The following is a 25,632-nucleotide window of genomic DNA, read 5'->3' as shown; positions in this document are numbered from 1 at the left end:
TCTCCCCAATATAAAAAGGTAGCCTTGGGACGTAAGCATTCGTTTCTGCTTTTACTCCAAGGCTAATGAAATTCATATCGTAAGTAGCTATTAAACAACTTACCCTTTATCCGTTATATCACTAAACACACCTGCATATTGTGTAACCTCTCCTGCATCATCCCGAAGAGCATTTATAGTTAAGAACTCTAAATAGAACTCTCCATTTTTGCGTTTGTTCCAAATTTCCCCTTGCCAAAATCCATGCCTGTTTAAATTATCCCACATGTTATCATAGAAGTCATTTGTATGCTTATCGGAACTAAGCATATTTGGATTGTTGCCAATTGCCTCTTCTTCACTGTAACCTGTAAGCTCCGTAAAAGCAGGGTTAATTTTAATTATTTTTCCTTTTTTATTTGTTACCATCATTCCAAGTGGCGTCGTATTTAAAATTTCATCTGATAAGGCTAATCTTTTATTAAAGTACATCCAAATAACGAGAATCAGACTAGCAAGCGCTACCTGAGATAAAGCCATAAAGCCAATGGCGTAATGGCCGGTTACACTATACAAAGTGGTTAGCATTAATGGAGGGAAAAAGCCTCCAAGCCCTCCCATTGCTGCAACAATACCATTAGCAATTCCTGCTTGTTTATTAAAATACATTGGAACGAGTTTGAAGATGACCCCATTACCTATTCCACCAGCAATGGCGATAGCTAGTGTTCCAACTGTATATAATCCAATGGATGGAGCAAAGGATAGAATTAAGGCTGCTATTGTAAAGATCCCAAACACGTACATTAAAATAACAAATGGCTTAAAGCGATCTGCTAGCCAACCTCCCAATGGACGGAGAAAAGTAGTTAAGGCAATAAACCCAGCTGTACGAACTCCTGCGTCTACCGAATCCAAACCAAAATTATTAACTAAGAAGTTTGGTAAATAAACAGTGAAAGCAACAAACGATCCAAATGTGATGAAATAGAACAAACTGAACAACCATAGCTTTTCATCACGGTAAACCCCCTTAATCTGCTCTATAAGGGAAGCCTTTACTTTCATTTCTTCTTTTTTATCCCCGAGAAAGAAGTTTGCAACAACAAAGATTGCCAAAAGAACCATATAAAGCTGCACAGTTAATGACCAGCCAATTTGCCCTGCAATAACTGGTGCTGCGAAGGCTGTTATAGCTGTACCAATATTCCCAGCACCATAGATACCATTTACAAATCCGTGCTTTTCTTTGGCATAATACTTTGGTAGGGAGGTTACTCCGACAGAAAACACCGCTCCTCCAATACCTATAAATAAGCCTCCAATAATTAGATCCATGAAACTATTTGCGATACTAATGTAATAAACCGGGAATAAGAGTAAAATAAAACTGATCATGAACAGTTTCCTTGCTCCAAATACGTTAGTAAGATATCCCATTGGAACACGGAGAACAGAACCAAGAATTACAGGGACCGCCGTCACCCAAGAGGCCTGCTGTGGTGTAATATTAATATCCTCCATAATAAATGTTAACAAAGAGGATAATATAACCCACACCATAAAACCGACAATCAGGTTGGTTGTTTGTAATGGAAGCTGGACCTTTTTAAACATGTACTTTCACCTCTTTTTTAATTGCATAGTGTAATCTAGTCGTTTCGTCATAAGCTGTCCAAGCATGATCAGACATGTCTACTTTGCTGGACAATGGAACTGCAAAAAAGAAATGCTTATCAAAGTATATTCGCAGATGAGTGCTATCCGGGCAAAGTGTTGTTTTAAGTATATTTCTGCGAACCCATGGTGCCTGGTCTTCATTTTGATCACCATAAATACAAACGAAGACAGGATGATTTTTAAATTTATCTACGTCTATTGCTTTAACGTCCATTCGGGATACACCCTTTCGACACAGGATAAACCTTAAATTGATAGCCTTGTAGAGTCTTCCAAAATTGATCTTCTGCATGAGCTTCCAGGAATTCTACTATGTCTTCAGAGGACGCCCACCTGCTCATGCCTTTCACTTCCGCTACAACAATTTCAGCTCCATGTTCCATTTTCTTTTCCAAATGCCAATGCAAACGCCGTTCAAATTTAAATAATTCCTGAAAGTTACGATTCACAAATTCGGTTAGCGTACCTGTTGGCTCCTGAATAAAGCAAAAGTCTAAATATGTTTCACTTGCCACTTGCACCGCCTCCTTTGTGTTTTTCTTTCTTGTAAATAATGAAAGCTACCGGAAACAGAATTATCATAATTATCATATATAATAACACATTCCCATAATTTTCATAAAAAAACTGGTGAACAAGTAATTGCATACATATAATATCTAAAAATAAAATGATAGCCAGAGTGATAACTCCTATATAGCTACGCTTCATAACGTTTCACCCTTACTGCAAAAACAGAGCCTTGTTTAGTTTTAACAATGATTTCCGGAAGCGGACGTCTTGGAGGTCCGGCAGTTGGAGCACCAGTTTTCACATCAAATTTACCATGATGGCACGGGCACACCATTTCTTGCTGATCTTTCACCCAATAAACAGGACATCTGAGGTGGGTACAAGCATTTTGATATGCGACAAATTCATTTTCACCCAACCGAATAAGCACAGCACTATCATGCTCGCTCGGATAGTGAAATTCTACTGAATCGCCTACTTTGACATCTTTTATATCAGCAATTTTATGCTCTGGATATTCTTTGTCAGCTAATCCCATTAATTCTTTTGCTGCAATCGTTCCCCACGGCAGGGAGGAAACAGCAAAAACTCCTGCCGCTCCGACCAATGTCTTCATAAAACCTCTTCTATCCAAAGCTCTCTCATTATTTCTGTCTATATTATGCGTATAATTATCGTCTTCTACTCGCACTGTATTCTTCTTTTCAGCCATTGTTTCTCCCCCCTAAAAGAGTTTTGTTGTTCCTTGCAAAATACCTGGCAAATTAACCTTTACGTTTGTTTCTCCTTCAAGATAAGGCATGCTTGTTACCCACTTATCATTACCAAGATCATGCTGACGTTGTTTTTGTTCAATTTCTTCTTCTGTCAGCCATTGCAATGTATTGGAAGGACATACACTTGCACACATTGGTGGGATCCCGTCCTTTGTTCGGTCAATACATAAATCACATTTATACATAAGGTTTTCTTCTTCATCAAACTTAGGAATTCCGTACGGACAAGCAATGGTGCAGTTCTGACAACCAATACATTTTTCTACAAGCGCTGATAGCACAGCTCCTGTTTCATGGATTTGGATGGCCTGTGCCGGACAGCTCCTCGCACAGGCAGGATCAACACAGTGCAGGCACATCAGAGGCATTGTCTGACGATTCACCAATGGGTTTACATCATACACATAGTTTCTGTTTCGTTGCTCATGTCCACCACATTGCGTACATGCAGCCAAACAAGATCGACAACCAATACAATTCTCCAGTTCGATATATAACCTCTTTTTCGTCTTATCTGCTGTCATTTACTGCACCTTCTTTGCTTCTAGTTTTTCTATTTGCGCAGCACATGCTTTGAATTCAGGCATTTTAGAGATAGGATCAAGTGCTGCTATTGTTAACAGATTAATAGATTGATCATGTCCAAAGTGGTACGGAACAAAGACTGTATCCTCACGAATGGCTTCGGTAATTTTCACTTTGTATTCAGCCTTTCCTCTTCTGGTAAAGAGAAGAACATGCTCATCATGCTTAATATTATATTTCGCAGCAGTTTCAGGATGTACCTCTACATACGGCTCCGGGCACATATCTTTTAAAAACTGAATTCTTCTTGTCTGGTTTCCTGATAAGTAATGATATACAACCCGGCCTGTTGTTAAACGTAATGGGTAGTTTTCACAAGGCTCTTCTGCTGCTGGTCTGTAAGGGAGAGCACATATTTTTGCTTTTTCATCTGGATGGTAGAACTTTTTATCAAGGAACATATGTGGTGTTCCTTGATCATCCCCATCCTTACATGGCCAAAATACCCCGTCCTGCTTGTCAATCTTATCCCATGTTGCTCCATAGTAATCTGCATTACCGCCTTTAGATGCCAAACGGAATTCGTCCGCCACATCTCTGGCTGTTTTTAAATGAGAAAAATGTTTACCTTTTCCTAAACGCTCTGCAAGCTCTACTTGTATTTGCCAATCAGGCTTAGACTCGCCAATTGGTTCCTGTGCTTTATTAATCTTAATAATTCTACCTTCCAGGTTCGTTACAGTGCCTTCATCTTCTGACCATGTAACAGATGGCAGGATCACGTCAGCAAACTCGGCAGACTCTGATAAAAAGAAATCAGAGCATACCATGAAGTCCAAGTTCTTTAGACCTGCACGGACAACATTCAAATTGGGAGCAGAAACTGCTGGATTTGAACAAAGCAAGTATAGTCCACGTATTTCTTTTTCATTCATTAACTCAAACATCTCATATGCTGATACTCCTGGCTTAGGCATATCACATGGCTCAATGCCCCAAACTTTAGATACTTCTTCCACGTGCTTTGGATTTGTTATTTTACGATAACCTGGCAAAAGATCAGACTTCTGACCATGTTCTCTTCCACCCTGGCCATTTCCCTGCCCGGTGAATGTAGCTACACCGGATTTCGGCCGGCCGATTTTACCAGTGATTAATGCCATATTGCAATAAGCAGATACATTGTCTACACCTTTATGCTGCTGCTCAATCCCTCTTGCAAACATGACGATAGCATTCGGTGCTTTACCGTATATTTCTGCTGCTCTCTCAATTTTTTCTACGGATACACCAGTAATTAGACTTGTTGCTTCTGGTGTAAATTCAGCAACCAATTCTTTTGTTTCTTCATAACCATTTGTATGGTTATCAATAAATTCACGATCTGTATAATTATTTTTAATTAATAAATGGAGAATTCCGTTAGCTAATGCAAGGTCCGTCCCTGGACGAAGGTCTAAATGCACATCTGCTCTTCTCGCGATAGGTGTTTCTCTTGGATCAGCTACGATCAGATAGCCGCCTCTTTCTTGCACTGCCCAAATACGGAACATAGAAGTTGGATGACATTCAGCTGTATTGCTTCCCGCTATAAATAAGCAATCTGTTTCGTGAATATCTGTCCAAGGTAGTGTTGATCCCCGATCTACTCCAAAAGTTCTTAGGAATCCACCTGCTGCACTGGACATACAGAAACGTCCATTGTAGTCAATGTATCTTGTTCCAAGTGCTACCCTTGCAAATTTCCCTGTCAAATAACATTTTTCATTTGTCATGGACACACCGCTAAATACAGATAGACTATCTTTTCCATAATCATTTTGAAGCTGACCGAACTTTTCAGCAATGAGGTCATATGCTTCTTCCCAGCTTGCTTCTCTAAAGCCTTTGTCAGTTCCTTTTAAGGAAGCATCATCACGAATTAATGGTTTTAAAATCCGATCCTTATGATTTGTCTGCTGATATGCAGTTACTCCCTTTGGACACATCTTCCCAACCGTAACCGGCCAGTCATAGCGTGGTTCCACGCCAATAATTGTATTTGTTGATTTATCTACTCGTAAGTTCATCCCACATTGCATCCCACAGTAACTGCAATGAGTTTTTACCAATGTTTCATTTGGATGTGTAACATTATCTATTTCACGGAAAAATTTATCCCTTTGCATTTTGATTTGCCTCCTTCACTGGCACTTCATGTGTAGCGACACCGGAAAAGCGTGCTATCCTATATTTTCTTCGACATGGCAGACAAAGCTCCGCCAAATTAAATCCGTCCTTCATATTAAATTCCAGTTGATTTTGATCCAGTACGTCAATAACATCCTTGGACTGTTCCGTAGATACGAACTCCGTACCACAGACCTTACATTGCTTCATGGATTTCTCCCCGTAATGCTCTCGATAGTTTTTAGCAAATACGCTCATTGGTCGGAACGGGATATGTGCAAGCTTTCCAAATGGAAGGTAGATAAGTGTAAGAATAACGGAGTACTGATGGATAAGTGACATAACGTAATGTCCTGCTCCGTGTAAAAATATATTTATAAAGGTTAATAGCAATCCAGTAATACTGATAAATAATAATAGATATAATGGCACAAAATCATAGAGGAATTTCTGCTCTGCTCTCGCCTGCATATTTTTCAATCTGCGATACAAGGCCATACACACTCCAGTGATTACCATAACGGCACTGAAATTCAACGCATTATAAGACATAAAAGCAATTAGTCCATCTGCAGGAACGGTCATGATGTTCATTCCCATCAGCACAATCGTATACATGCCGCCCTCTTCCATCGTGAAATACATCCAGCTGAAGACGAGGGGAAATGTTACAAAGCAAGAAATAATAACTCCCCAACCAATAAGTAAATGTTGGTCCATCGGTAAATTCCCCTATTCCAGATAAACTTATATGTTGCTAAGTGGTTTGTAGCTGTTTTCGGAGTAGATTTTCGAAATAGTAGTTTTATCCCTTTTTTAATAATAATCTTGGTTGGAGGTCTCTCTCCCCAGGCAATAAAGCGATAAAAGAATCCTCCTAAGAACACCAGTGTACCAACCATGTATCCATATAAATTCATATCCACATGGGTAAACATCCTTGTTCCGATAAACATTAATATTAAAATTCCGAGCACTGTCAAAAACATGGATTTAGCGTAATGAGAGGCAAATGCATTATTTATTGAATTCTTCTTTTGTTTTTTGGGAGCATGGTGCTGATCTTGCACCGTTTCTTTTAAATTAGTAGCTTCCATTGGAATTCCCTCCATCTGTTTTTCTCTTACTTTCAGTATAGATGGATAGGTAATTATCGGTAATTAGGGAACTTCCCGATATTGGGAGGGGAATCCCCCTATTTTACTTTTGGTATGGTGGAAGAAGAGATAAGAGGCTGGGACAGAAGAAATTTTATACATGTAAAAGCGATCCAACACGTTTTCGGTAATTGGATCGCTTTTTTTATACGTTTATTTACATTTGGTTGTCGGGGGCTTCACCTAGGATAAGGACAAGTCCTTTATATAACGCATGCGGTATGCATTCATTGCTGTTTCCCCCAGCTTATCTAACAGGCTATGGTTGGCGTATGCACCTATAATAGCACCAAATCCCGGGACTAATTGAAGTAATTTTACTAAATCGATATGGTCACGGTACTCCTGTTGAAAGACTCTCCAATCCATATCAGCAAGACGATCCTTCTCTCTTTCCCAATTTTCCAGTACATTAAATGTTTCTTTACGCATTTCATCACTTGAAAAGGCAAGCTGGAAAATATGAAGAAGAAATAAGCGCTCCTCATAAACTTTAGTATCGTATCCATAAATGGCGGCCGCTTCGAATAAAAACTTCATTTTAATAGATAATAGTAACGGAAAATCGGCCAGCCCCAGAAAAATACCACCTGCTCCTGTTCCCGCTCCTTCCACCACTGCTGTTTTACGATAAGATGCCAATTTTTCTTTTAAAAGTTTATCTCTGGCATAAAGGCTTACATCGTAAGGCTGCCGCTTTTTTGTTGTAATATCGGAACCAACCAAAATTGCTTTTATCATCTTTTTAATACTATCTGATATTACTGTATGCGCCTTCTCCGGAATATAGCTATTTACCTTGGTTTGAGCTTTCTTCGATAATTGATTAAACAGGCCGGAGCGCTTCAGTACCTTGCTTCTCCACTCCTGTATTTCTTTGTATACCTGTCTTTCATATGCACCCACTTGTATCACCCTTTACCTATACCCCATTATATCCATATATGAAAGAATTTTTTTCAAGACCGTTTATCCTATATCTCTTTTGTTGTAACCAATAAATCCTACAACCATTAAAATAATAGCAGTTAGCAGCAGCAGGCTAACAGGCAGCCACTCCATTTCTTCTACTGGCAATTGCGGGATATATCCAAATGGAGAGAGTTTACCAACCCATTCAGGAAAATCAAATAATCCACCTAAATAAAGTACGAAAAAAGAATAAACGATATATATCCATATTATGCTTGCGAGCTTAGGAAGTACTCCAATTAGAAAAACCACTACCCCAATCATGACGAGCATGGCCGGATAATATACTATTGCTGCTGAATATATAGACCAAAACGAAAAGGCATCATCCATCACAGCTGTTCCAGCAGCCCAAAGGCCAACCGCAGCTAAGGAAAGCATAATAACGCCGTTTATAATTGCAATTATCAAGTAACTGCCAAGTAACCTTGAGCGGGAAACTGCTTTACTTAACAAATGATCCACTCGATTTTTCTTTTCCTCACCCAGCAATTTATTTACCGCCATTATTGGTGGGACTGTCGCCAGAATGGCTATTACCATCATGAGCATTGGGATGAATTGCTCTGTCATTGAATAGCCTGCCTTATCCACCAGCATATTTTCAAGCATTTCATTACCTTCAAAAAACGTTTCTAAATCTCCTAACACAGATCCATAGGAAACTCCAATGACAAATAAACCAAGTGCCCATGCAATTGTCCCAGTACGCTGCAGCTTTAGAGCAAGCCCAATCGGATGTTGTAAAACAAGGGAAGCTGTTTCTTTCCCAGGTCTTGAAGGTAAAAATCCTGCCTCCAGATCTCTTATGATATTTAAAAAGGCTGCGATCAAAAATAGCACAATTGAAACTCCTACCATTAGTATAACGAGCCACCAGTTATTCGTTGCATACACTTCTGCCTGAGTAATCCATCCTAAAGGGGAAAACCATGACAATGCCTTATTGCTTACATCACCTACAGCTCTAACCAAATAAGCGATAATTAGCAGTGCAATAGAATATCCGATTACACTTCGGGAGTTCTCGGAAAGCTGGGAAAATAGGGCTGTCACTCCAGCAAAAATAATCCCCGTTCCTCCTAGAATAGCTCCATACAACAAAGAGCCCTCTAAATTCATAGTTTTTATCCCTAAAGCGTATAATCCAAATCCTGTAATGAGAGCAAGCAACACGTTTGTGCCTATTACTACGATACATGCCGCCATAAGATTCGCAAGTCTTCCTACAGGTAAGGAATGGATTAATTCACTTCGGCCTTCTTCCTCATCTCCGCGCGTATGCCTGGTAAGCAGGAGAATGCTCATCAATCCTACAACTACTGCTGTCAAGAGTAACATTTGATGTGCAGTCATAGCACCAATCGTGTAATGATCCAGATTTCCATTACCAACCATTGCAGTCATAGCGGGGTTTTCCATGGTTTTAGCCATGACATCTCTTTCCTGCTGTGTCGGATACATATCTTTAAAAGCCACAGGGACTACAAGAGTAAAGAAAGAGATGCCCAGAAGCCATAAAGGAATGCGGATGCGATCTTGTCTTCCTATAAACCGAAGCAAGAACCCCGTATTTTTTGAAAGAGATCGTTCCATCAGGAAGCACCTCCCGCCTTTATATTATCGTTGTTTTCATAGTGTCGCATAAACAAATCTTCCAATGTTGGTGGGGCACTTTCCAACTTCAGCACACCGAACTTACTAATATGTTTCATTACCTCATCCAGATGCTCTGTATCAACCTGGAAGGAAAGTGCCTGTTCCATTTCTACCAATGCATGAACTCCACTCAATTCCTCCAGCCCTTTCATAGGTTGCTTCGTCTCCACAAGCAAATGTGTGCGCGTTAAATGACGCAGTTCATTTAATGTCCCTGTTTCAATCATCTTACCTTGACGGATGATGCCAATACGATCACAAAGCTTCTCCACTTCGGATAAAATATGGCTGGAAAGCAAAACACTCTTCCCTTCTTCCTTCACCCTCCCTACGCACTTCTGAAAAACCTGTTCCATTAGTGGATCCAGTCCGGAGGTAGGCTCATCGAGAATATACAAATCCGCATCCGAAGAAAAAGCAGCTACAAGCGCAACTTTTTGCCTGTTCCCCTTTGAATACGTACGGCACTTTTTGGAAGGATCTAAGTCAAACATCTCAATCAATTCATCCCGTTTATTTTTGTTATTGCCACCTCTTAACCGGAGAAACAGATCAATAACTTCTCCACCGGTTAAATTCGGCCATAAGTTTACATCACCAGGCACATAAGCAATACGCTTATGTATTTCCACAGCATCCTTCCATGCATCTTTTCCGAATATCTCCACTTGGCCTGCAGTAGCTTTTATGATACCAAGAAGTACCCGAATAGTTGTTGATTTTCCAGCACCATTAGGACCTATAAAACCAAACACTTCCCCTTCATTTACTGTTAAGTCAACCCCATCCAAGGCAGTAAACTTCCCAAATTGCTTTGTCAAATCAGTTACATTAAGGATACCCATCTTCATTCCCCCTGTTTTTTATAAAAACTGGTTTTCAATACTTCAAGATAGTCATAAAACTCTTCCCAATATGGCTCCATATCCAATTCACTTAATTTCTTTCCGGACAATTGTGTTATTAGCTCATTCTGATAACCTTCAATAGACCAGCGAAGGAGTTTAAATGCTTTGTCAACATCAACATCCTCTCGAAAAAATGTAAGATCAATTCCCTCATATATAATTTTGTTTCCAAGCTCTTGTAATTCTTGCATTCTTCTTTCAAGTTTCTGAGACAAATGAGCCTCTTTTGCTAATAAGATGGTACCTAGAAAGTTAAATACATGGGGATTCTCAGTAAAGGCCCGCATTTTAACTTGAACAGCCTGCTTCATTCGCTCAATGAAGTCAGATTGTGTTTGATCGATTTGCTGTAAGTATTCTTTCATAACGAGATCAAGTGAGTAATCTGCCAAGTATTGGTAAAGCTCCTGTTTATTTGTAAAATAATAGAAAAGCATCCCTTTACCGATTTGCGCATGCTTCACAATTTGATTGGTAGATGCCTGCTCAAAACCCTTTTTGGCAAATTCCTGTAGTGCTGCATGAATAATACGATTTTGTTTAGCTTTATCCAATTTTTTAAATTTCTCCGTAATGAGGTTCTCCCCCTTTGTTTAGTTTATGTTAATTGCAAAGTTTCAGACCAGTGTGGTCGAACTTATTGTAACTCAATTAGACCATAGTGGTCAATGTGGGTAGAGTGGGATACGGAACTTTTATTAAAGGGGCAATGGTGTTCTTCTCATTTATCGGAGGTTGCTCTCATTCTTGGCTGGTATCTCTCATTTGGCATGCCGGTTCTCTCATTCTGCGGGGGTGTCTCTCATTTGGCATGTGGGTTCTCTCATTTATATTCCCATTAAAAAAAAGACAAGAGAATAACCCTTGTCTTTTTTCAATTATAAAATTAAATGCAGCACGAGCAGAAAGAAAAGCGTCATGCCAGAATATATGTGAACTTTTCGCTTTTTGATAGTGGGCCTATATAATCGCATCCATCCGGTGGCTACTTGGAGTGTTAAGATACTCGCTGTTATGAGCCCGACAAGCATTTTTGGATAATCCCAATGAAATCCATATCGTTCTATAACGAGCGTGCCATGAACCAAGACAAATATAAGCGCCAAAGATCCTACCCATTTATGATAAGGCAGAATTTTCTTTGAGAGTGTTGCAAGACGAACTTTTCTCTTGCGAATTGTTGAATCGCGTATGGTTGAAAAAACAGCATGCCTTGTCCAATTAAATATAATAAGTAAAGCCCCTACATAACCAAACCACACATATACAGAAATGGGAGCCTGATTAAACACAGACCAGATAACTACTAGTACGCCTAAAAAGTTTATATAAAACCATTTACTCATAAGTCACTCACCAAACTACATTATTTTCTACTTATATAACTATTAAATCATACATGTAGCAGGATAAGGTATAACTATTCTCATGTTAAAGCAAATTTTTCTCTATTTCTTTCATTTCATAGAAATAACCTCTCAAGTGCAAGAGTTCTTCATACGTGCCACTTTCTACAATTTTGCCGTGATCCATTACAATTATTTGATCCATATTTTCCATTCCTGTTAATCGGTGGCTAATAAGCACAAGCGTATCATCCTTAGCTTGCTGAAAAATATGATCGTAAATCTTTTTCTCTGTTATTGCGTCAATGGAAGATGTAGGCTCATCTAGGAACCACAATTTTTTATTTTTCAATAAAGCTCTTGCTATTGCTAAACGTTGCTTCTCTCCACCTGACAGGTTTTCACCTCTTTCATATACAGGATCATCTAGGTCAAACGAGTCAAGGTGAACCTTTTCCAGTACTTCCTTAAGAGCTTCATCGGCCAGAGTAGTATTCGCAAGTAACAGATTATCCCGGATCGTTCCATAGAAAAAGTGGTTTGATTGTAGTACCACATTCGCTTTCTCCCAAATTGACTCTTGCTCTACTTGAGTTAGAGGGATATTGTCAAAGCATATTTCTCCCTTATCTACAGCGTATATGTTCAACAATAACTGCATCACAGTCGATTTACCTGAACCGCTCGCCCCAACAATAGCTGTTTTAGAACCCGCTGGGAGATGCAAACTAATATTATCTAATGTTTTCCGCATGTCCCCTGGAAAAGCAAATTGGACATCTCGCATCTCTATATCAGGGATCTCTTTTAAATTCATTTGTTGTAGGTCATTATTTTTTTGTCCTTTTTCAGTATCACTTACTACGGAAAACAAACGATTTGCAGCACGTTTAGTATCATTAAAATAGATAGGAAATACAGCCATTGGTGAAGCATCTTCAAATACAGTAATTGAAATCATAACAAGCATCGCCAGAAAGATTCCATCCAATTCACCCATCCCAATGAAATAAGCTCCCATAGCGAGAATAGACCAAGTTATAAATAGAGTAACAAATATATTCACTGATTGGCTAAAAAGAATTGCTTTATTTTCCATCTCCTGCTGTTCAATATACAGATCGGATGATTTTTCCAGCATTTCCTCTTTTCCTTGCAATTTCTGATAAATTTTCAAATCACGAAATCCATGGAGGAATTCTGCTACCTCTGTCGAAAGACTACCTCGATGTGTTCTGACATGAGAATCTATTTTTCGTTGTTTTAGAGCAAACAGGCCAGGGATGACGAATGTTGTCAAAATCAACCCGACAAATAACAGGATTGCCGCAAATAAGGAGAAAAAGGATGTAAACAGAATGGTACATAAAAACACCAAAACAAGCACAATTGGTGGATAAAACACGCGTAAAAAGTAATTCTGCAAACTTTCGACATCACCCACTATTCTCGAAAGGAGGTCGCCACTTCGATATTTTTGAAAAATACCAGGTGCTAGTGGTTCCAATTTTTCAAAGAAAGAAACCCGCAAATTACTTAAAACAGTGAAGGTTGCCCGATGTGAAAAGTATCTCTCCCCATATTTACTGAAGGCACGGATAAAGCTAAGCATTTTTACGGAAGCAATCAACAAAGCAAGTGCATAGATAGGGGCAGCCAAAGCCGCTTTTGAAATTAAATAGCCACTTGCAGCAAAAAGAAAGACAGTTGCTAAGCCTGCAACAAATCCAAAAAAGATTGATAAAACAATATCCCTTTTTTCCTTAAACATCAGCTTAGTAACAATGGCTAAATCATTCATCATGCTTCACCTTCCTGTTGTAAAGATACCATTCTGCGATAGTCCGGGACGGTTTGAAGTAAGTTGTCATGCTTGCCAAAGGCTTTTAATCTCCCATTTTCCAAGTAGAGAATAATGTCCGCCTTTTTAATGGTATGGAGTCGATGTGCAACTGTAATTACCGTTGCACGCTCTGATAGCTTTTCCATTGAAGTCTGTAATACCTTTTCTGTATGCACATCCAAGCCTGTTGTCGGCTCATCAAAAAAGATAACAGATGGACGTTTTAAAAATGCACGTGCTAAAGCAACCCGTTGCATTTCTCCCCCTGATAGACCTCTGCCACCTTCCCCGATCTGGGTGTCATAGCCGTCTTTCAACATATTAATCATTTCTGCAATACCTGCTTGTTCGGCAGCTTGCTTAATTTCTGTCCTGGTAACAGATTTATTTGCTCCAATAGCTATGTTATCTGAAATAGTACCTGCAAATATATACGGATGCTGGGATATATAACTTAATTGATTAAACCATTCTTCTTCTTTGTAAGCAGGAAGTTCTTTTCCATTCACATAAACCTTTCCCTCAGAGACAGGAAGAAGCCCTGCTAAAAGATGTAATAAAGTAGTTTTTCCTGAACCACTCTTACCAACAATGGCAACATTTGCTCTTGGCTCTATATCAGCTTGAATTCCATGTAGTGAGAATTGTTCGTCTCCATAGCTGAATCCTGCTTGTTGTATAGATATTTGTGGAGGTTGATGACTTGCGAGATCTTCCGTGCCCCATTCTACTGCCTGTTCCTCTTGCTGAAGCTCTTGCATCACCTTTTTGGCTGCGCCTATACTTGTTTGTCCATTATGAAAAGCGCTCCCTAAATCTTTCAAACCTGTATAATATTCAGGTGTAAGAATAAGTACCAAAAATGCAGTATAAAAGGTGATGCCATCAAAAATAATCAACTGAAGCGCAACTTCCAACGCTACAATACCAATGCTCAGCATGGATATTAGCTCCAGCATAAAGGAAGATGTAAAAGCTATTTTCAGAATTTCCATCGTGGCATCACGAAAGCCTAAGCTGCTCTCCTTAATCAGTTCCACCTGACGCTTAGCTTGTCCAAAAATTTTAAGTGTAACAAGACCCTGTAATGTATCCAAAAACCTGCCAGAAAACTCTCCAAGCTTATCCATTTGCTCTTCAGACTTTTTCTTTGTTTGCAATCCGATAATAATCATAAAAATTGGTATGAATGGAGAAGTAATTAACATAATCAACCCTGTATTTACATGCTCCATAAATACAATCACTAAAATTAGTATGGGAATAAAGGCAGAACGAATCACTTGAGGAATGTAACTGCTGAAGTAACTATCCATTTCATCAACAGCATCCATCATCATACTAACCTTTTGCCCCGATTGTCCCTGCAAGGAAGCCTGCAGCGGATTTCTAGAATACTTTTTCAACAGAGCTTTCCGAAAGAAGCTCTTTGCCTGAGCACCTAGCTTAACTCCGGTTCGTCCACTCAGATAACTAAATAAGGTTCTTAAGAAAAATACGAAAAGCAGCCCTCCCAGTAACGGAAGGACTTCACTAAATGATTGCTTTTGTAAAAAAACGCCATCTATTATAGTAACTAACAGATAAGCCTGTGCTACAATCATCACGCCAATTAATATAGATAAAAGAAGCATAATTGTAAGGCTTTTTTTCTTTGTTAACATATAAGCTTTTAAACTAGTCATGAGCTCTATCCCCAATCTGGATAGTGTTTATTTCTTCCCTTTGACGTAATCTGCATTAAACAAGAAGAGCTTCATTAATAGAATTAAAGAAGGTACTAGTAGAAATAGACCAGCAATAAATACAATTATTAGCGCAATCCCTGTTGATTGATGAGTTGCATTCTCATAGATTGTAATATATGGATCCAGAATATACGGCAAATGACTTGCACCATAGCCGAAGAAAGCAAAGAAGAATTGCAGCATAACACTAATAAATGCCAAACCATAATACTTCCCAATATAAATTAATCCAAGTGATATCATGAAGAATCCCATAGACAAACCGAAAACCCACCATAGATCAAGCATACGATCATAATGTCTTTGGTTATGTTGTCCTAAAGCAATAAAAGTAGTCAATGCGGCAATTATTGTTGGGGTCCCCCAAAATAACGCATATTTTCGAACAAGCTTTAACGCCTCTGTATCATTTGCTCTAGATGCATAAAATGTTAAAAAGGTAGCACTTATATACAACACAGATACAATTGCAAGAAACACGACACTCCAAGAATATGGGCTCGTAAACAGCTTGAGATAATTCATCGTTATCTCTCCGTTTGTTTCCGTAATAAAACCACCTTCGGAGAGTGTTAATGCAGTGGAAAGGGACGCAGGGATTAATAACCCTGTTGCCCCATACAAGAACATATACACATTACTTTGTTTTGAACCATAGCTTTCAAACGCATAAAAGGAACCTCTGATTGCTAATAAAATTATCGCGATGCTCCCAGGCACGAGCAATGCTGTACCATAATAGAAAGCTGTATCCGGAAAGAACCCTACAATCCCTACAAAGAAAAACACAAAAAATACATTTGTTACTTCCCACACAGGAGAAAGATAACGGGAAATCAATTGATTAATAATATGATCTTTTTTTGTTTTCTTTGCATAGTAGGAAAAGAAGCCTGCTCCAAAATCAATTGAAGCAACAATTACATACCCATATAAGAATAACCACAATACAGTAATACCAATTATTTCATATGTCATTACGAATCACCTTTTTCAATTGAAGGATACTTTTTCTCCAATTCCACTTCTACTGGATTATTACGGAACAATTTGCGTAAAACAATAATTCCTACCGTCGCCAGTGTTGCATATAAGAGGAAAAAGAAGATAAACATTAAATCTACATATGGAGAAGTTGTTGCAGCTTCTTCCACCCTCATAAACCTCGCAGAATCCAAGGTTGGCGACCTTCTTCGGCATAAATCCAACCAAACTCAATCGAGAGCATTGCAAGTGGTCCGCCTAACACAATTAGACGGAGCATCCATTTATGATGCTCATTCCACTTTTTCGTCTTCATTAAAATTAAATAAAGTAATGGGATTAATACCAATGCCATCCCAATAGATACCATTAAGTCAAACATATAATGAATCCATAATGGCGGGCGTTCATCCTCTGGTATTTCCTCAAGCCCGGTCACTTCACTACTGAAGTCCCCGTGGGCAAGAAAACTTAACAACCCTGGTAATCGTATAGCACCTACAGGCATATCTTGCTCATTTAACCATCCAAACAGAATTAGATCAGCACCTTCCTCTGTTTGAAAGTGCCACTCAGCTGCAGCAAGCTTTTCAGGTTGTTCTTTTGCGAGAAATTTCGCAGACATATCTCCTGCTATTGCAGTAAGAATGGCAAAAATAAATGTAGCCATCATGGTTAATTTCAATGCTTTTTTATGGTATTCAGATGACTTCTTTTTAAGCAAGCTAAATGCAGCAATTGTGGCGAGAATAGCCGCTACAGTTACATAAGAAGATGCTAACACATGAAATACCTTTGTTGGTGTAGCAGGATTTAACATTGCTTGAATTGGATTAATGGTCACGAAACCATCTTGTCCAGTAGTAAATCCTTCTGGTGTGTTCATAAAGGCATTAACCGTGGTGATAAACACGGCAGACATTCCTCCACCAATAACAACCGGCAAAGAAAAAGCCCAGTGGATCATCTGGTTTTTAAAACGGTCCCATGTATATAGGTAAATACCTAGGAAAATTGCTTCAAAGAAGAAGGCAAAAACTTCCATAAATAATGGCAAGCTAATTACATTTCCTGCTACCTGCATAAAATTCGGCCATAATAAAGAAAGTTGTAAGCCGATTGCAGTACCTGTAACTACTCCAATAGCAACTGTAATAACAAATCCTCTTGCCCATCTTCTAGCCATCATCAGATAATGTGGGTCTTTCTTTCTGATTCCTATAAATTCCGCGATGGATATAAACAAAGGAACCCCTACACCCAGTGTTGCAAAAATAATGTGAAATAAAAGTGTCATGGTGGTGAGCAAACGACTCATTAACACCGGATCCATATCAAACACCCTAAAAAACCTCCCTGAAGTCAAAAATTATTTACAGCTGTTATTTTAATATTAGATTGCTCAGTACTGATCAAGCACGCATACTTCACAGTCATTAATTATTACTATACCCATAGTATAAACCATTATTTATACTAATTGTGTAGAAGTTAATGACGAATCTATGACATTAATTCGAACGAAATAAATTAGTTCAATTATATTTATATACCCATAGTTTTCCCTCTTCACACAATATTTAGTCAAAATCATATGCACCAATTAATTAATAAGAACACTATCAAAAAAGCAACTATGACGAGAAAATCGCCTAGTTGCTTTTTAAGCTTAACATTTTTGTGCTTCATATTGAAAACCAAGACAATTATAATTTTGTCTTCGATACATTTCCCTTGGTGTGTCTTCACCATCTGCCACCAAAATGACGGTTTTATCCTTGTACACATCCATGACATACTTCTGTAGCTTACTGCCAATCCCTTGTTTTTGAAATTGCTCACGGACATTAAAACCATCTATTTCTATTGTTGTATCTGTGAGTATAAGATCAAGGGAACCTGCTGGCTCTTTTTGATAATAAGCAAGAATTTGCTTCACATTTTCAGAAAGAAAATTATCTTGATGTACTTGTCTCTTCTGCTTAGCAAAGTCAGCGCCGTTAACTGCTTCCTGCTCATATTGCAGTTCCATATATATTTCTAGATCTTCTTCTGTTACTTCTTTAATTTCAATCATGGAAGCCTGTCCATTTACTTTTGTAAATTGTTGTGGGTGAATAGCATATAATTCCATAAAGCCTACTTCATATCCCTGCTCCTTAAGATGATGGGCAAGTTCTCCTGATATCTCCTCATTTTCAGGGAAGTAAAACTTCATATGATGTTGGTTTCGCATAAGATGATATTCCCTTAAATAAGCAGCCGCTTGATCAAACTCCGCTAATGTAGGTATATGTTTAAATTCGATATAATTACTATCATACCTTAAGGTCAATTTCGAATCATGAACGTGAATATAACGTTCATTTTCGTATACAGTCTCCCCAATTTTTGTATATTTTTAAATGAAATTTGATCCAATCCTAACCCTCCTTATATATTGTCACACGATTTCTGCCATTTCTCTTTGATTGATATAAAGCCTTATCAGCCTCTTCAATAATTGCTTCCATACTCTTCTCAGGTTTGGAAAAGCTCACGCCAATAGAGATAGTCAGAAATCCTCCCGGTTGTGTTTCTTCTCCTTCAAAAATATATACTTCCACAGATTTGCGTAAACGCTCTGTTATATCAGACACCTGTTGGAGAGAATTTTTCTGAAAGCACATAATAAATTCTTCTCCACCATACCTTGCAACGAAGTCGCCTGCACCACAACTATCTGAAAGGATATTTCCAATTGTTCTCAGCACAACATCACCTTTGGGATGACCGTTGGCGTCATTATACTTTTTAAAATAATCCACATCGATCATCGCAATAGCAAATGGATCTTTCTGTTCTGCCATTTTTAATAGTTTTTCTTTAAAATACCTTATATTCGGAAGCAGTGTCATTGCATCCTGATAGGATAACATTTCCAATTGATTGATCATATTTAAACTACGATGTACATCATTGAAGATGAGCCCCATCGACCATGCAGCGATACAAGCGAAAATGAAGACCAATACTGTAATCAAAACAGTAGCTTCTGTCGAGAAGTACATCCAAACAGATTGGATGATCTCGAAAATGATAAAATAAAACATCATCTTGCTGAGGTTTAATATAGGATGATGGGTATCTTTTTGTTTATGCTTAAAAAATGCTCCAAAGCATATCGGCAGAATAATCGTTTGTATTATTCCAATTAATACCGTAGGGCCACCTAAATACACCCGAAATATTAGTGGTATAATGCCCGAAAGGATACCAAGTCTCCATCCGCCAGCATAGGCAACAAAGAATAAAGGAACTGCCCGTAAATCTATTTTCATCCCTTCATATTCCAAAGGATTATACATTACTATTAAGGTTAAAATGGTTACAAAAAGGGGGTATACCCAAAAAGAACTAAATAATTTCTCGAATTTCTGTAAAAGTACTTCCTTTGCTTTTAACCCTAAAAACATTAATGCAATAATTAAAGCCATATTTTCCAAAAAATAAAAAAACAATTTTTCCATCATATGAATCTCCTATTTTCTTATGTTCCATACTAGTTTACCAATGTTAGTATTAAAGTCCATAGGGAAATCCTTGAATTATCATATTTAAAACCGAACAGTTTATCTATGCTTCTCTTCTGCCAATTTGCTTGAAATCTTTCTTTGAAAAGGCTGGCGTTTGTATGCTTGCTTTACCATTTTTCTTCTTCCTTGCTTTTTTAACCTTATAGATAACTCCAACCTTTACTTGTTGGACTTCCTTGACTCCCTGAATAATCAGTTGCATTGCAAAAATAGATAACACAAACGCAACCAGTGTCCATAAGTACCAATAATGTCCGGAAGAAATAGAGCCTCTGGCGACAGCTCCGATCATACCAGACCACTCATAACTAATCGAACTGGGGGGATCACCCATCATTGGATCGAAGGACAACTTTGTACCTCCAAAGAAAAGATTAAATACCCCAAGGTGAATAAACACTAACAATACCTGGATAAATTGTTGTCCAAACAAAATGGTTAATCGCGGGCCTATATGTGGAAGGATGTGCCTCCAAAACAAATGAAAACTTCCTCCTCCTAAGACCTTCGCACTCGCAATAAATTCATACTGCAGAACACGGTTCATCTCTTTACCTATTAACACCATCGTCAACGGAATAACTAATACTGTTAAAATCGTTATTTCCAATATAATTCGTTCCGTAAAAGTGTACGCAAAACCTGATTGTGTTGGCATTAAAATTGGGCGGAGTAAGATGTACGCAATTAAACTTAATGGTAAAAAATGAATGGAATCTGTTAGTTTCTCAATTGCCTTTTGAAGCCGATAAGGCAGGGAAAAAGCAAATACAATTCCAAAAAATAACCCTCCAAGCACTCGGAGCAATGCAATTAGCAGCCCAAAAATAAGTGTATATTTCGCACCAATAATAAGCTGGTCTGCAATACTGAATCCAAGCTCTGTAGACCCAAACAGAAAAGCTTCCGAGGGCGGATGTGGAGGTGTGCTTCGTATCGTTACACCATCTTCTTCATACAACAACGTCGCCTGCTCCACAAGATTATCTGTCATCACAGAATAAAGGAAGCTATATCCAATAAGTACAATAAAAAAAGAGATACCCAGAGCAAACTTCCAATTTTTAATATGAGCGGTTACAAGACGAAATACTTGCTTGCTCATTTTTTTAAAGGAACTACCCACATTTTTCAGTTTATATAAGAAACGATGACCAACATATTCCATCCATCCGGCAAAACTTCCTCGCCTTGTTTGCTTCGCACCTTTTAAGGTATTAAATTGCTTTGAAGCGACTTTTTCGCCTCCAATCCATAGATCTATGAACTGAAAAAAGAAGTAGAATGGTGTAAAGATAAGGATAAGAGAAAAGGCAATGGTCATTGGAGTAAAGCTTTCCAAGAGAAAGAATGTTAATCCATGCACATTAAATACACGCTCGATAATGAATTGACTCGATAGCGTTCCCCAAATTACTAACTTCAAATGGTAAAAAGAGCTTGGCATAATATTTTTCAGTATATGTTTTATTAATATACCTATACTGGAAATCCCCTTACTCTTCAAAAAAACAACATATTCCTTAATAAACTCTTCTTCTATTAATAATAAAAACAGCTTGAACAAGGTCACCATTGGAAGTATAGACAAAGTCAAAATTGGCGCAAGATAAACCTTATCTTCCATATAACCAGCAACAGCAAACAGGTGGACACCACTTGCTTTATAAACATAGATCACTAAGACCTGCAAAAGTGTAGCAAATACAAGGTCTGGCACTGATTCCAAGAAATTCAGGACACGCTTTATTGGTTGCAATATATGCTTCGGCAGGAAATTTGCAGAAAATGCAAGAATAAATGCAAGTCCGACTCCTAAAAGCAGGGCTCCAAGCAGGATTTTCGCTGAATACAGAAATGGTTCCCAAAGGACATCAAGCACAGAAAATTTACCAGGTGATCCTTCTACGGCATACAGCCAGCTATCGGGGTTTACGAATGCGACTAGGAAATCAGTTACTTGTTTAAGAAAACCCGGCGCTTCGGGGAACCCTAGACTAGAAAAATAATTTGGTAGTACACTAATAATTAAAATAGAAATAATACCAAGGATATAGAAAAAAACCATTCGAAAATATTTCATAAAAGGCCCCCAAAAATTTAAAATTGTTAAAATAATAATAACATTATTTTCTGATATATTAGTCTTTATTAACCAAATTTATCGAGAAAATGTTATCATCAGCCTATAATGGATATAGTTTTTTTATAGAAAAAGCGCAAGGGATCATCTAGCATATTTCATGCGTAAGGATAATCGATTCACTCCCGGAAAGGGGATTCTCTATGCCTAGTATTACTTTTTACAATGGAACTAGCCTACTAAAAAAGGTCGAAGCAACCAAAGGAAGAACCATACTTGCAACAGCCAAGCAAGGCAGGGTAGCCTTACGTCATAAATGCGGCGGCAAAGCCTCCTGTCTAACATGCAAAGTTACCATCCCCAATCAATCTGCAGTATCAGCACCTGAACCGAAAGAAGCACGGAAATTAGGGGAGAGCAACCTCGAAAAGGGCATCCGTTTAAGCTGCCAAACCCGTGTGTATGGCGACATAGAAGCAGTCATTCCCGAAGATCCATATAAAGCAAGAATCCGTGCATTGCTTGAACAAGCGAGACAGGAATGATTACCTAAGAGAGAGCTTTGTTATTGGACTGGTCTTCTTAGGATGCGGCTGCTTTTGTCCATTAGCGGCGCTCTATCGGGTGGGTCTTCTCAAGATACTGCTGCTTTTGTCCATTAGACGCGCTCTATCGGACAATTCTTACCCGGATACTGCTGATTTTGTCCATTAGCGGCGCTCTATCGGACAATTCTTCTCGAGATGCAGCTGCTTTTGTCCATTTGACGCGCTCTATCGGACAATTCTTATCCAGATACAGCTGCTTTTGTCCATTAGATGCGCTCTATTGGACACTTCTTATCGTGATACTGCTGCTTTTGTCCATTAGGGCCGTTCTATTGGACAATTCTTCTCAAGTTGCTGCTGCTTTTGTCCATTAGGGCCGTTCTATTGGACACTTCTTCTCAAGTTGCAGCTGCTTTTGTCCATTAGACGCTCCCCCTCCGCATATGCACTTGACCAGTTCGCCCATAGTCATGCCACTCTCCCATGCTCTCCTTTCCTATTCTAAAATCTGCTCCGTTCCTCTTTAGTTGGCAACCTACAGCTTTCTTTCTTACCGAACCATGTATATCTGTTTCTCGCAACAACTTGATATACTGCATCCCTCCACGGTTTTGGTACAATTAAAAAAACTACACCGAGCTTCCAAATTCCTTTCAGATGCTTGCTAATTCGAAGAGCTGCGGAGGATTGGATATACCAGTTGGAATCATCAATATAGACCAGACTATCTACATCTTCAGGAATCTTACATTCTTTTACCAGCTTAATCCCTGCTTCACTTTGTAATGAAGCAAATTTAAACTTCTGCTTAGGATCACGCTTCATAATAAATTGAACACTCTGATTACAAAAATTACAATCTCCATCAAACAATATAATTTTAGACAAGGAGACAACACCTCCTTAATGAATTTTTACAGTTAAAAGACTTCCTCTAATCTAGCGCTTCCATTAGTTGCTCATATACTTTCTCAAGTTTGAATTCTAATTTCTGTTTCTGCCCAAACAACGATTGCATTTCTTCCAAATCGCCGGTTTCTTCCAACTTTATGTCCAATTCGTTTATCTCTTGTTCCAGTTTCTCCACTTCTTTTTCATAAGTTGCTACAATGTCGCTTTCTTTTACTGTATGATCTTCGGATGGCTGAAATGGACTAGCTTTCTTTCTGTTATCTTCCTTTGGCTTTCCGCTCGACCTCTTCTCTTCCAACTTCTCCCTTGCCCAGGTATAATTGCCTGCGAATGCATGGACTGTCTTCGATTCAATCCAATATATTTTTTGAAACAGTTTGTTAAGAAAATAACGATCATGAGATACAGCCACAATTGTACCATTAAAGTCTTCCAATGCTTCCTCCAGCACTTCCCTTGATTCAATGTCCAGGTGATTAGTGGGTTCGTCAAGTATGAGCAGATTTACATCTTGATACATGAGCTGTGCCAAACGAAGCCTCATCCGTTCACCACCACTAAGCTGGGATACCTTTCGAAACACCGTATGTCCGTAAAATAAAAACCTCGCCAGAATGCGCCTTGCTTCCCCCTCCGTAACTGCAATTTCTTCTCTAAATTTGTCAATTACTGTTTCATTCTCAATATCCTGATAGACATTTTGTGACAGGTAGCCAACCTTCACATTACTCCCTATTTTGACAATACCTTCATCTGGATCATGGTCCCCAAGAATTAAATGAATTAATGTCGATTTCCCTGTTCCATTTTCTCCAACGATCGCCACATGATCTTGATATGTCACATGTATATGAACGTTTTGAAAAAGGACGCGATCTCCAAATTGCTTGGAAACCTCCTCAAATATAATCACATCTTTTCCACTCCTGCCGCCTGCCTCCATCTCCAAATTCATTTTCTTTCGCTGTAGTACCGGGCGGGCTAGCTTTTCCATACGCTCCAACGCTCTTTCCATATTTCTTGCCCGTTTATGAAGCCCTTCATTTGGCGGATTAGCTCTGTTCGCCCAATCTCTGAGTCGCTTTATGGCTTCCTTCATCTTCTTCATTTTCTTTTGTTGCTCCCGATATGCTTGAAACTCGTTTAACAAACGCGCTTCTTTTTCTTTTACAAATCCGGAAAAATCCGTCTGATAACAATTTATTTCACCGTCCTCCAAGTCCAATACCTTTGTGATCACTTCATCAAGAAAATAGCGATCATGCGAAATTACTACGGTGGTTCCCGGATACTCATGTAAAAATTCTCCCAGCCATTCTACAGCCATGAGATCCAAATGGTTTGTTGGTTCATCCAGTAACAATAAATCAGGCTGCTTAAGGAGAATCAGCGCTAAACCTACCTTTGTCTTTTCACCTCCACTTAGAGAAGCAAACGATCTGTCCAGCAATTGATTTATGTTTAAGCCATTCACTATTTTTTCTATAGCTGCCTCTATTTCGTACCCTCCACCTCGTGTGAATTGCTCCTGCAAATCTCCGTAACGTTTTATAAAGGTGTTTAACTTCAACTCATCTATTTCCTCGCTCATTGCTTCTTCGCATACCCTCATACTTTCTGCTATTTCCAAGAGCTGTGAAAAAGCAGTCAGAAGCACTTCCTTCGTAGTATCTTCCTTTTCAAAATCAGGAATTTGCTTTAAATAGCCAATTTGTATGCCTTTCTTCCAGTGAATATGCCCTTCATCAGGTGTCTCTTCACCAGACAGTAACCGAAACAATGTGGACTTCCCACTCCCGTTACGACCGACCAAACCTATACGATCCTTCTCTTTAATTTCAAATGAAATATTTTCAAATATGGAATTTCCACCATACATCTTATTTACTTTATTTACACTGCATATTGTCATCTTTACTTCCTCCTAAAATAAAAAAAGCCATGAGGAAGACACACTTCCCCATGGCACTAAAAAATAATATAAAAAAGAGGAGCATGAAAAAGCTCCTCTTTTTTATACATAGACAGGCATAAGCTACGATTCATTTGACTCTCGCCTAATCCTTTATATGTGGGTATAGAGATGTTTTCACTGTTTTTGTATTGCTATTCAGTTGCTAAAAAAGGGCATACGTATCCCGTCAGCAACTGCAACAGCAAATTTTGCACGGACAAAATAGAGGAATTCATTCCAATATCCGCGCATAAAAACAGTAGTATTCAACATCCTAAACCCACCTCCGTTCTAAATAGTT

The 25,632-nt window shown here is 38.6% G+C and carries 22 protein-coding genes and 2 pseudogenes; 1 reads left to right on the top strand and 23 read right to left on the bottom strand.

Going from position 1 to position 25,632, the window contains the following annotated elements; all coding sequences use genetic code 11:
- Positions 1-99: 99 nt before the first annotated feature.
- The 20 genes and pseudogenes from JCM12304_RS12260 to JCM12304_RS12165 form a co-directional block, all read right to left on the bottom strand.
- Positions 100-1,596, bottom strand: a complete 1,497-nt coding sequence (locus JCM12304_RS12260) for a nitrate/nitrite transporter (RefSeq protein ID WP_040954124.1) — start codon at positions 1,594-1,596, stop codon at positions 100-102.
- Positions 1,589-1,873 carry a hypothetical protein gene (locus JCM12304_RS12255; protein WP_019378830.1) on the bottom strand — a complete coding sequence of 95 codons (285 nt, stop codon included), beginning with the start codon at positions 1,871-1,873 and terminating at the stop codon, positions 1,589-1,591. Before JCM12304_RS12255 ends, JCM12304_RS12260 begins: the two co-directional genes overlap by 8 nt.
- Entirely contained in the window at positions 1,863-2,174 is a 312-nt protein-coding gene (locus JCM12304_RS12250; RefSeq protein ID WP_060680678.1) for a hypothetical protein, read from the bottom strand. Before JCM12304_RS12250 ends, JCM12304_RS12255 begins: the two co-directional genes overlap by 11 nt.
- Positions 2,164-2,370, bottom strand: a complete 207-nt coding sequence (locus JCM12304_RS12245; protein ID WP_040954122.1) for a hypothetical protein — start codon at positions 2,368-2,370, stop codon at positions 2,164-2,166. Before JCM12304_RS12245 ends, JCM12304_RS12250 begins: the two co-directional genes overlap by 11 nt.
- Positions 2,360-2,884: a Rieske (2Fe-2S) protein gene (locus tag JCM12304_RS12240; protein ID WP_040954121.1), complete on the bottom strand. Its 525-nt coding sequence runs from the start codon at positions 2,882-2,884 to the stop codon at positions 2,360-2,362. The genes JCM12304_RS12245 and JCM12304_RS12240 overlap by 11 nt, the downstream gene beginning before the upstream one ends.
- Positions 2,885-2,896: 12 nt before the next feature.
- Complete coding sequence (locus tag JCM12304_RS12235; protein ID WP_019378826.1) at positions 2,897-3,472, bottom strand: 4Fe-4S dicluster domain-containing protein; 576 nt, start codon at positions 3,470-3,472, stop codon at positions 2,897-2,899.
- On the bottom strand, positions 3,473-5,641 hold the full coding sequence (locus JCM12304_RS12230; RefSeq protein WP_040954120.1) for a molybdopterin oxidoreductase family protein: 2,169 nt from the start codon (positions 5,639-5,641) through the stop codon (positions 3,473-3,475). It lies immediately after the preceding gene.
- A pseudogene (locus JCM12304_RS12225) lies at positions 5,628-6,667 on the bottom strand (hypothetical protein). Before JCM12304_RS12225 ends, JCM12304_RS12230 begins: the two are co-directional and overlap by 14 nt.
- 315 nt (positions 6,668-6,982) lie before the next feature.
- The gene (locus tag JCM12304_RS12220) at positions 6,983-7,705 is read right to left on the bottom strand and encodes an EcsC family protein (RefSeq protein ID WP_060680676.1); all 723 of its coding nucleotides are present in this window, start codon (positions 7,703-7,705) and stop codon (positions 6,983-6,985) included.
- A gap of 63 nt (positions 7,706-7,768) precedes the next feature.
- Complete coding sequence (locus JCM12304_RS12215; RefSeq protein ID WP_060680670.1) at positions 7,769-9,367, bottom strand: ABC transporter permease; 1,599 nt, start codon at positions 9,365-9,367, stop codon at positions 7,769-7,771.
- On the bottom strand, positions 9,367-10,275 hold the full coding sequence (locus JCM12304_RS12210; protein WP_060680668.1) for an ABC transporter ATP-binding protein: 909 nt from the start codon (positions 10,273-10,275) through the stop codon (positions 9,367-9,369). Before JCM12304_RS12210 ends, JCM12304_RS12215 begins: the two co-directional genes overlap by 1 nt.
- Positions 10,276-10,277: 2 nt before the next feature.
- A complete protein-coding gene (locus JCM12304_RS12205; RefSeq protein WP_082388038.1) occupies positions 10,278-10,892 on the bottom strand; it encodes a TetR/AcrR family transcriptional regulator in 615 nt (204 codons plus the stop codon).
- Positions 10,893-11,216: 324 nt separating this feature from the next.
- On the bottom strand, positions 11,217-11,684 hold the full coding sequence (locus tag JCM12304_RS12200; RefSeq protein ID WP_060680664.1) for a hypothetical protein: 468 nt from the start codon (positions 11,682-11,684) through the stop codon (positions 11,217-11,219).
- A gap of 85 nt (positions 11,685-11,769) precedes the next feature.
- Positions 11,770-13,485: a thiol reductant ABC exporter subunit CydC gene (gene cydC, locus JCM12304_RS12195; RefSeq protein WP_060680696.1), complete on the bottom strand. Its 1,716-nt coding sequence runs from the start codon at positions 13,483-13,485 to the stop codon at positions 11,770-11,772.
- Positions 13,485-15,212, bottom strand: a complete 1,728-nt coding sequence (cydD, locus tag JCM12304_RS12190) for a thiol reductant ABC exporter subunit CydD (RefSeq protein WP_060680662.1) — start codon at positions 15,210-15,212, stop codon at positions 13,485-13,487. Before cydD ends, cydC begins: the two co-directional genes overlap by 1 nt.
- A gap of 27 nt (positions 15,213-15,239) precedes the next feature.
- On the bottom strand, positions 15,240-16,253 hold the full coding sequence (locus JCM12304_RS12185) for a cytochrome d ubiquinol oxidase subunit II (RefSeq protein WP_019378815.1): 1,014 nt from the start codon (positions 16,251-16,253) through the stop codon (positions 15,240-15,242).
- Positions 16,253-17,592: pseudogene (locus tag JCM12304_RS12180) on the bottom strand (cytochrome ubiquinol oxidase subunit I). Before JCM12304_RS12180 ends, JCM12304_RS12185 begins: the two are co-directional and overlap by 1 nt.
- Before the next feature lie 336 nt (positions 17,593-17,928).
- Positions 17,929-18,594, bottom strand: a complete 666-nt coding sequence (locus JCM12304_RS12175; RefSeq protein ID WP_256200827.1) for a GNAT family N-acetyltransferase — start codon at positions 18,592-18,594, stop codon at positions 17,929-17,931.
- An 88-nt stretch (positions 18,595-18,682) separates the two neighbouring features.
- Positions 18,683-19,768, bottom strand: coding sequence for a GGDEF domain-containing protein (locus JCM12304_RS12170; protein ID WP_060680660.1), 1,086 nt, complete (start codon positions 19,766-19,768; stop codon positions 18,683-18,685).
- Positions 19,769-19,874: 106 nt separating this feature from the next.
- Positions 19,875-21,917, bottom strand: a complete 2,043-nt coding sequence (locus JCM12304_RS12165) for an ABC transporter permease subunit (RefSeq protein WP_060680659.1) — start codon at positions 21,915-21,917, stop codon at positions 19,875-19,877.
- Between the two features lie 203 nt (positions 21,918-22,120).
- Between JCM12304_RS12165 and JCM12304_RS12160 the strand changes: the two genes are divergently transcribed.
- A complete protein-coding gene (locus JCM12304_RS12160) occupies positions 22,121-22,462 on the top strand; it encodes a 2Fe-2S iron-sulfur cluster-binding protein (RefSeq protein WP_019378810.1) in 342 nt (113 codons plus the stop codon).
- Positions 22,463-22,966: 504 nt separating this feature from the next.
- Here the strand turns inward: JCM12304_RS12160 and JCM12304_RS12155 are convergent.
- The 3 genes from JCM12304_RS12155 to JCM12304_RS20390 all read right to left on the bottom strand — a co-directional run bounded on the left by JCM12304_RS12155 (position 22,967) and on the right by JCM12304_RS20390 (position 25,604).
- On the bottom strand, positions 22,967-23,353 hold the full coding sequence (locus JCM12304_RS12155) for a thiol-disulfide oxidoreductase DCC family protein (RefSeq protein WP_060680657.1): 387 nt from the start codon (positions 23,351-23,353) through the stop codon (positions 22,967-22,969).
- Positions 23,354-23,399: 46 nt separating this feature from the next.
- Positions 23,400-25,289: a ribosomal protection-like ABC-F family protein gene (abc-f, locus tag JCM12304_RS12150; protein WP_060680655.1), complete on the bottom strand. Its 1,890-nt coding sequence runs from the start codon at positions 25,287-25,289 to the stop codon at positions 23,400-23,402.
- A 198-nt stretch (positions 25,290-25,487) separates the two neighbouring features.
- Positions 25,488-25,604, bottom strand: a complete 117-nt coding sequence (locus JCM12304_RS20390) for an RAxF-45 family protein (protein ID WP_019376945.1) — start codon at positions 25,602-25,604, stop codon at positions 25,488-25,490.
- Positions 25,605-25,632: the final 28 nt, after the last annotated feature.

The sequence above is a fragment of the Virgibacillus halodenitrificans JCM 12304 genome (assembly GCF_001310895.1).
GTDB lineage: Bacteria > Bacillota > Bacilli > Bacillales > Amphibacillaceae > Virgibacillus_Q > Virgibacillus_Q halodenitrificans.
Note: the sequence above shows the minus strand (reverse complement) of the source record. Positions and strands in the feature narration are given on the sequence as shown.

Excerpts from the sequence above, each read along its gene's own strand:
- JCM12304_RS12260 (WP_040954124.1), bottom strand. The coding sequence starts at position 1,596 with ATGTTTAAAAAGGTCCAGCTTCCATTACAAACAACCAACCTGATTGTC.
- JCM12304_RS12255 (WP_019378830.1), bottom strand. The coding sequence starts at position 1,873 with ATGGACGTTAAAGCAATAGACGTAGATAAATTTAAAAATCATCCTGTC.
- JCM12304_RS12245 (WP_040954122.1), bottom strand. The coding sequence starts at position 2,370 with ATGAAGCGTAGCTATATAGGAGTTATCACTCTGGCTATCATTTTATTT.
- JCM12304_RS12240 (WP_040954121.1), bottom strand. The coding sequence starts at position 2,884 with ATGGCTGAAAAGAAGAATACAGTGCGAGTAGAAGACGATAATTATACG.
- JCM12304_RS12235 (WP_019378826.1), bottom strand. The coding sequence starts at position 3,472 with ATGACAGCAGATAAGACGAAAAAGAGGTTATATATCGAACTGGAGAAT.
- JCM12304_RS12230 (WP_040954120.1), bottom strand. The coding sequence starts at position 5,641 with ATGCAAAGGGATAAATTTTTCCGTGAAATAGATAATGTTACACATCCA.
- JCM12304_RS12215 (WP_060680670.1), bottom strand. The coding sequence starts at position 9,367 with ATGGAACGATCTCTTTCAAAAAATACGGGGTTCTTGCTTCGGTTTATA.
- JCM12304_RS12210 (WP_060680668.1), bottom strand. The coding sequence starts at position 10,275 with ATGGGTATCCTTAATGTAACTGATTTGACAAAGCAATTTGGGAAGTTT.
- JCM12304_RS12200 (WP_060680664.1), bottom strand. The coding sequence starts at position 11,684 with ATGAGTAAATGGTTTTATATAAACTTTTTAGGCGTACTAGTAGTTATC.
- cydC (WP_060680696.1), bottom strand. The coding sequence starts at position 13,485 with ATGAATGATTTAGCCATTGTTACTAAGCTGATGTTTAAGGAAAAAAGG.
- cydD (WP_060680662.1), bottom strand. The coding sequence starts at position 15,212 with ATGACTAGTTTAAAAGCTTATATGTTAACAAAGAAAAAAAGCCTTACA.
- JCM12304_RS12185 (WP_019378815.1), bottom strand. The coding sequence starts at position 16,253 with ATGACATATGAAATAATTGGTATTACTGTATTGTGGTTATTCTTATAT.
- JCM12304_RS12170 (WP_060680660.1), bottom strand. The coding sequence starts at position 19,768 with ATGGAAAAATTGTTTTTTTATTTTTTGGAAAATATGGCTTTAATTATT.
- JCM12304_RS12165 (WP_060680659.1), bottom strand. The coding sequence starts at position 21,917 with ATGAAATATTTTCGAATGGTTTTTTTCTATATCCTTGGTATTATTTCT.
- JCM12304_RS12160 (WP_019378810.1), top strand. The coding sequence starts at position 22,121 with ATGCCTAGTATTACTTTTTACAATGGAACTAGCCTACTAAAAAAGGTC.
- abc-f (WP_060680655.1), bottom strand. The coding sequence starts at position 25,289 with ATGACAATATGCAGTGTAAATAAAGTAAATAAGATGTATGGTGGAAAT.
- JCM12304_RS20390 (WP_019376945.1), bottom strand. The coding sequence starts at position 25,604 with ATGTTGAATACTACTGTTTTTATGCGCGGATATTGGAATGAATTCCTC.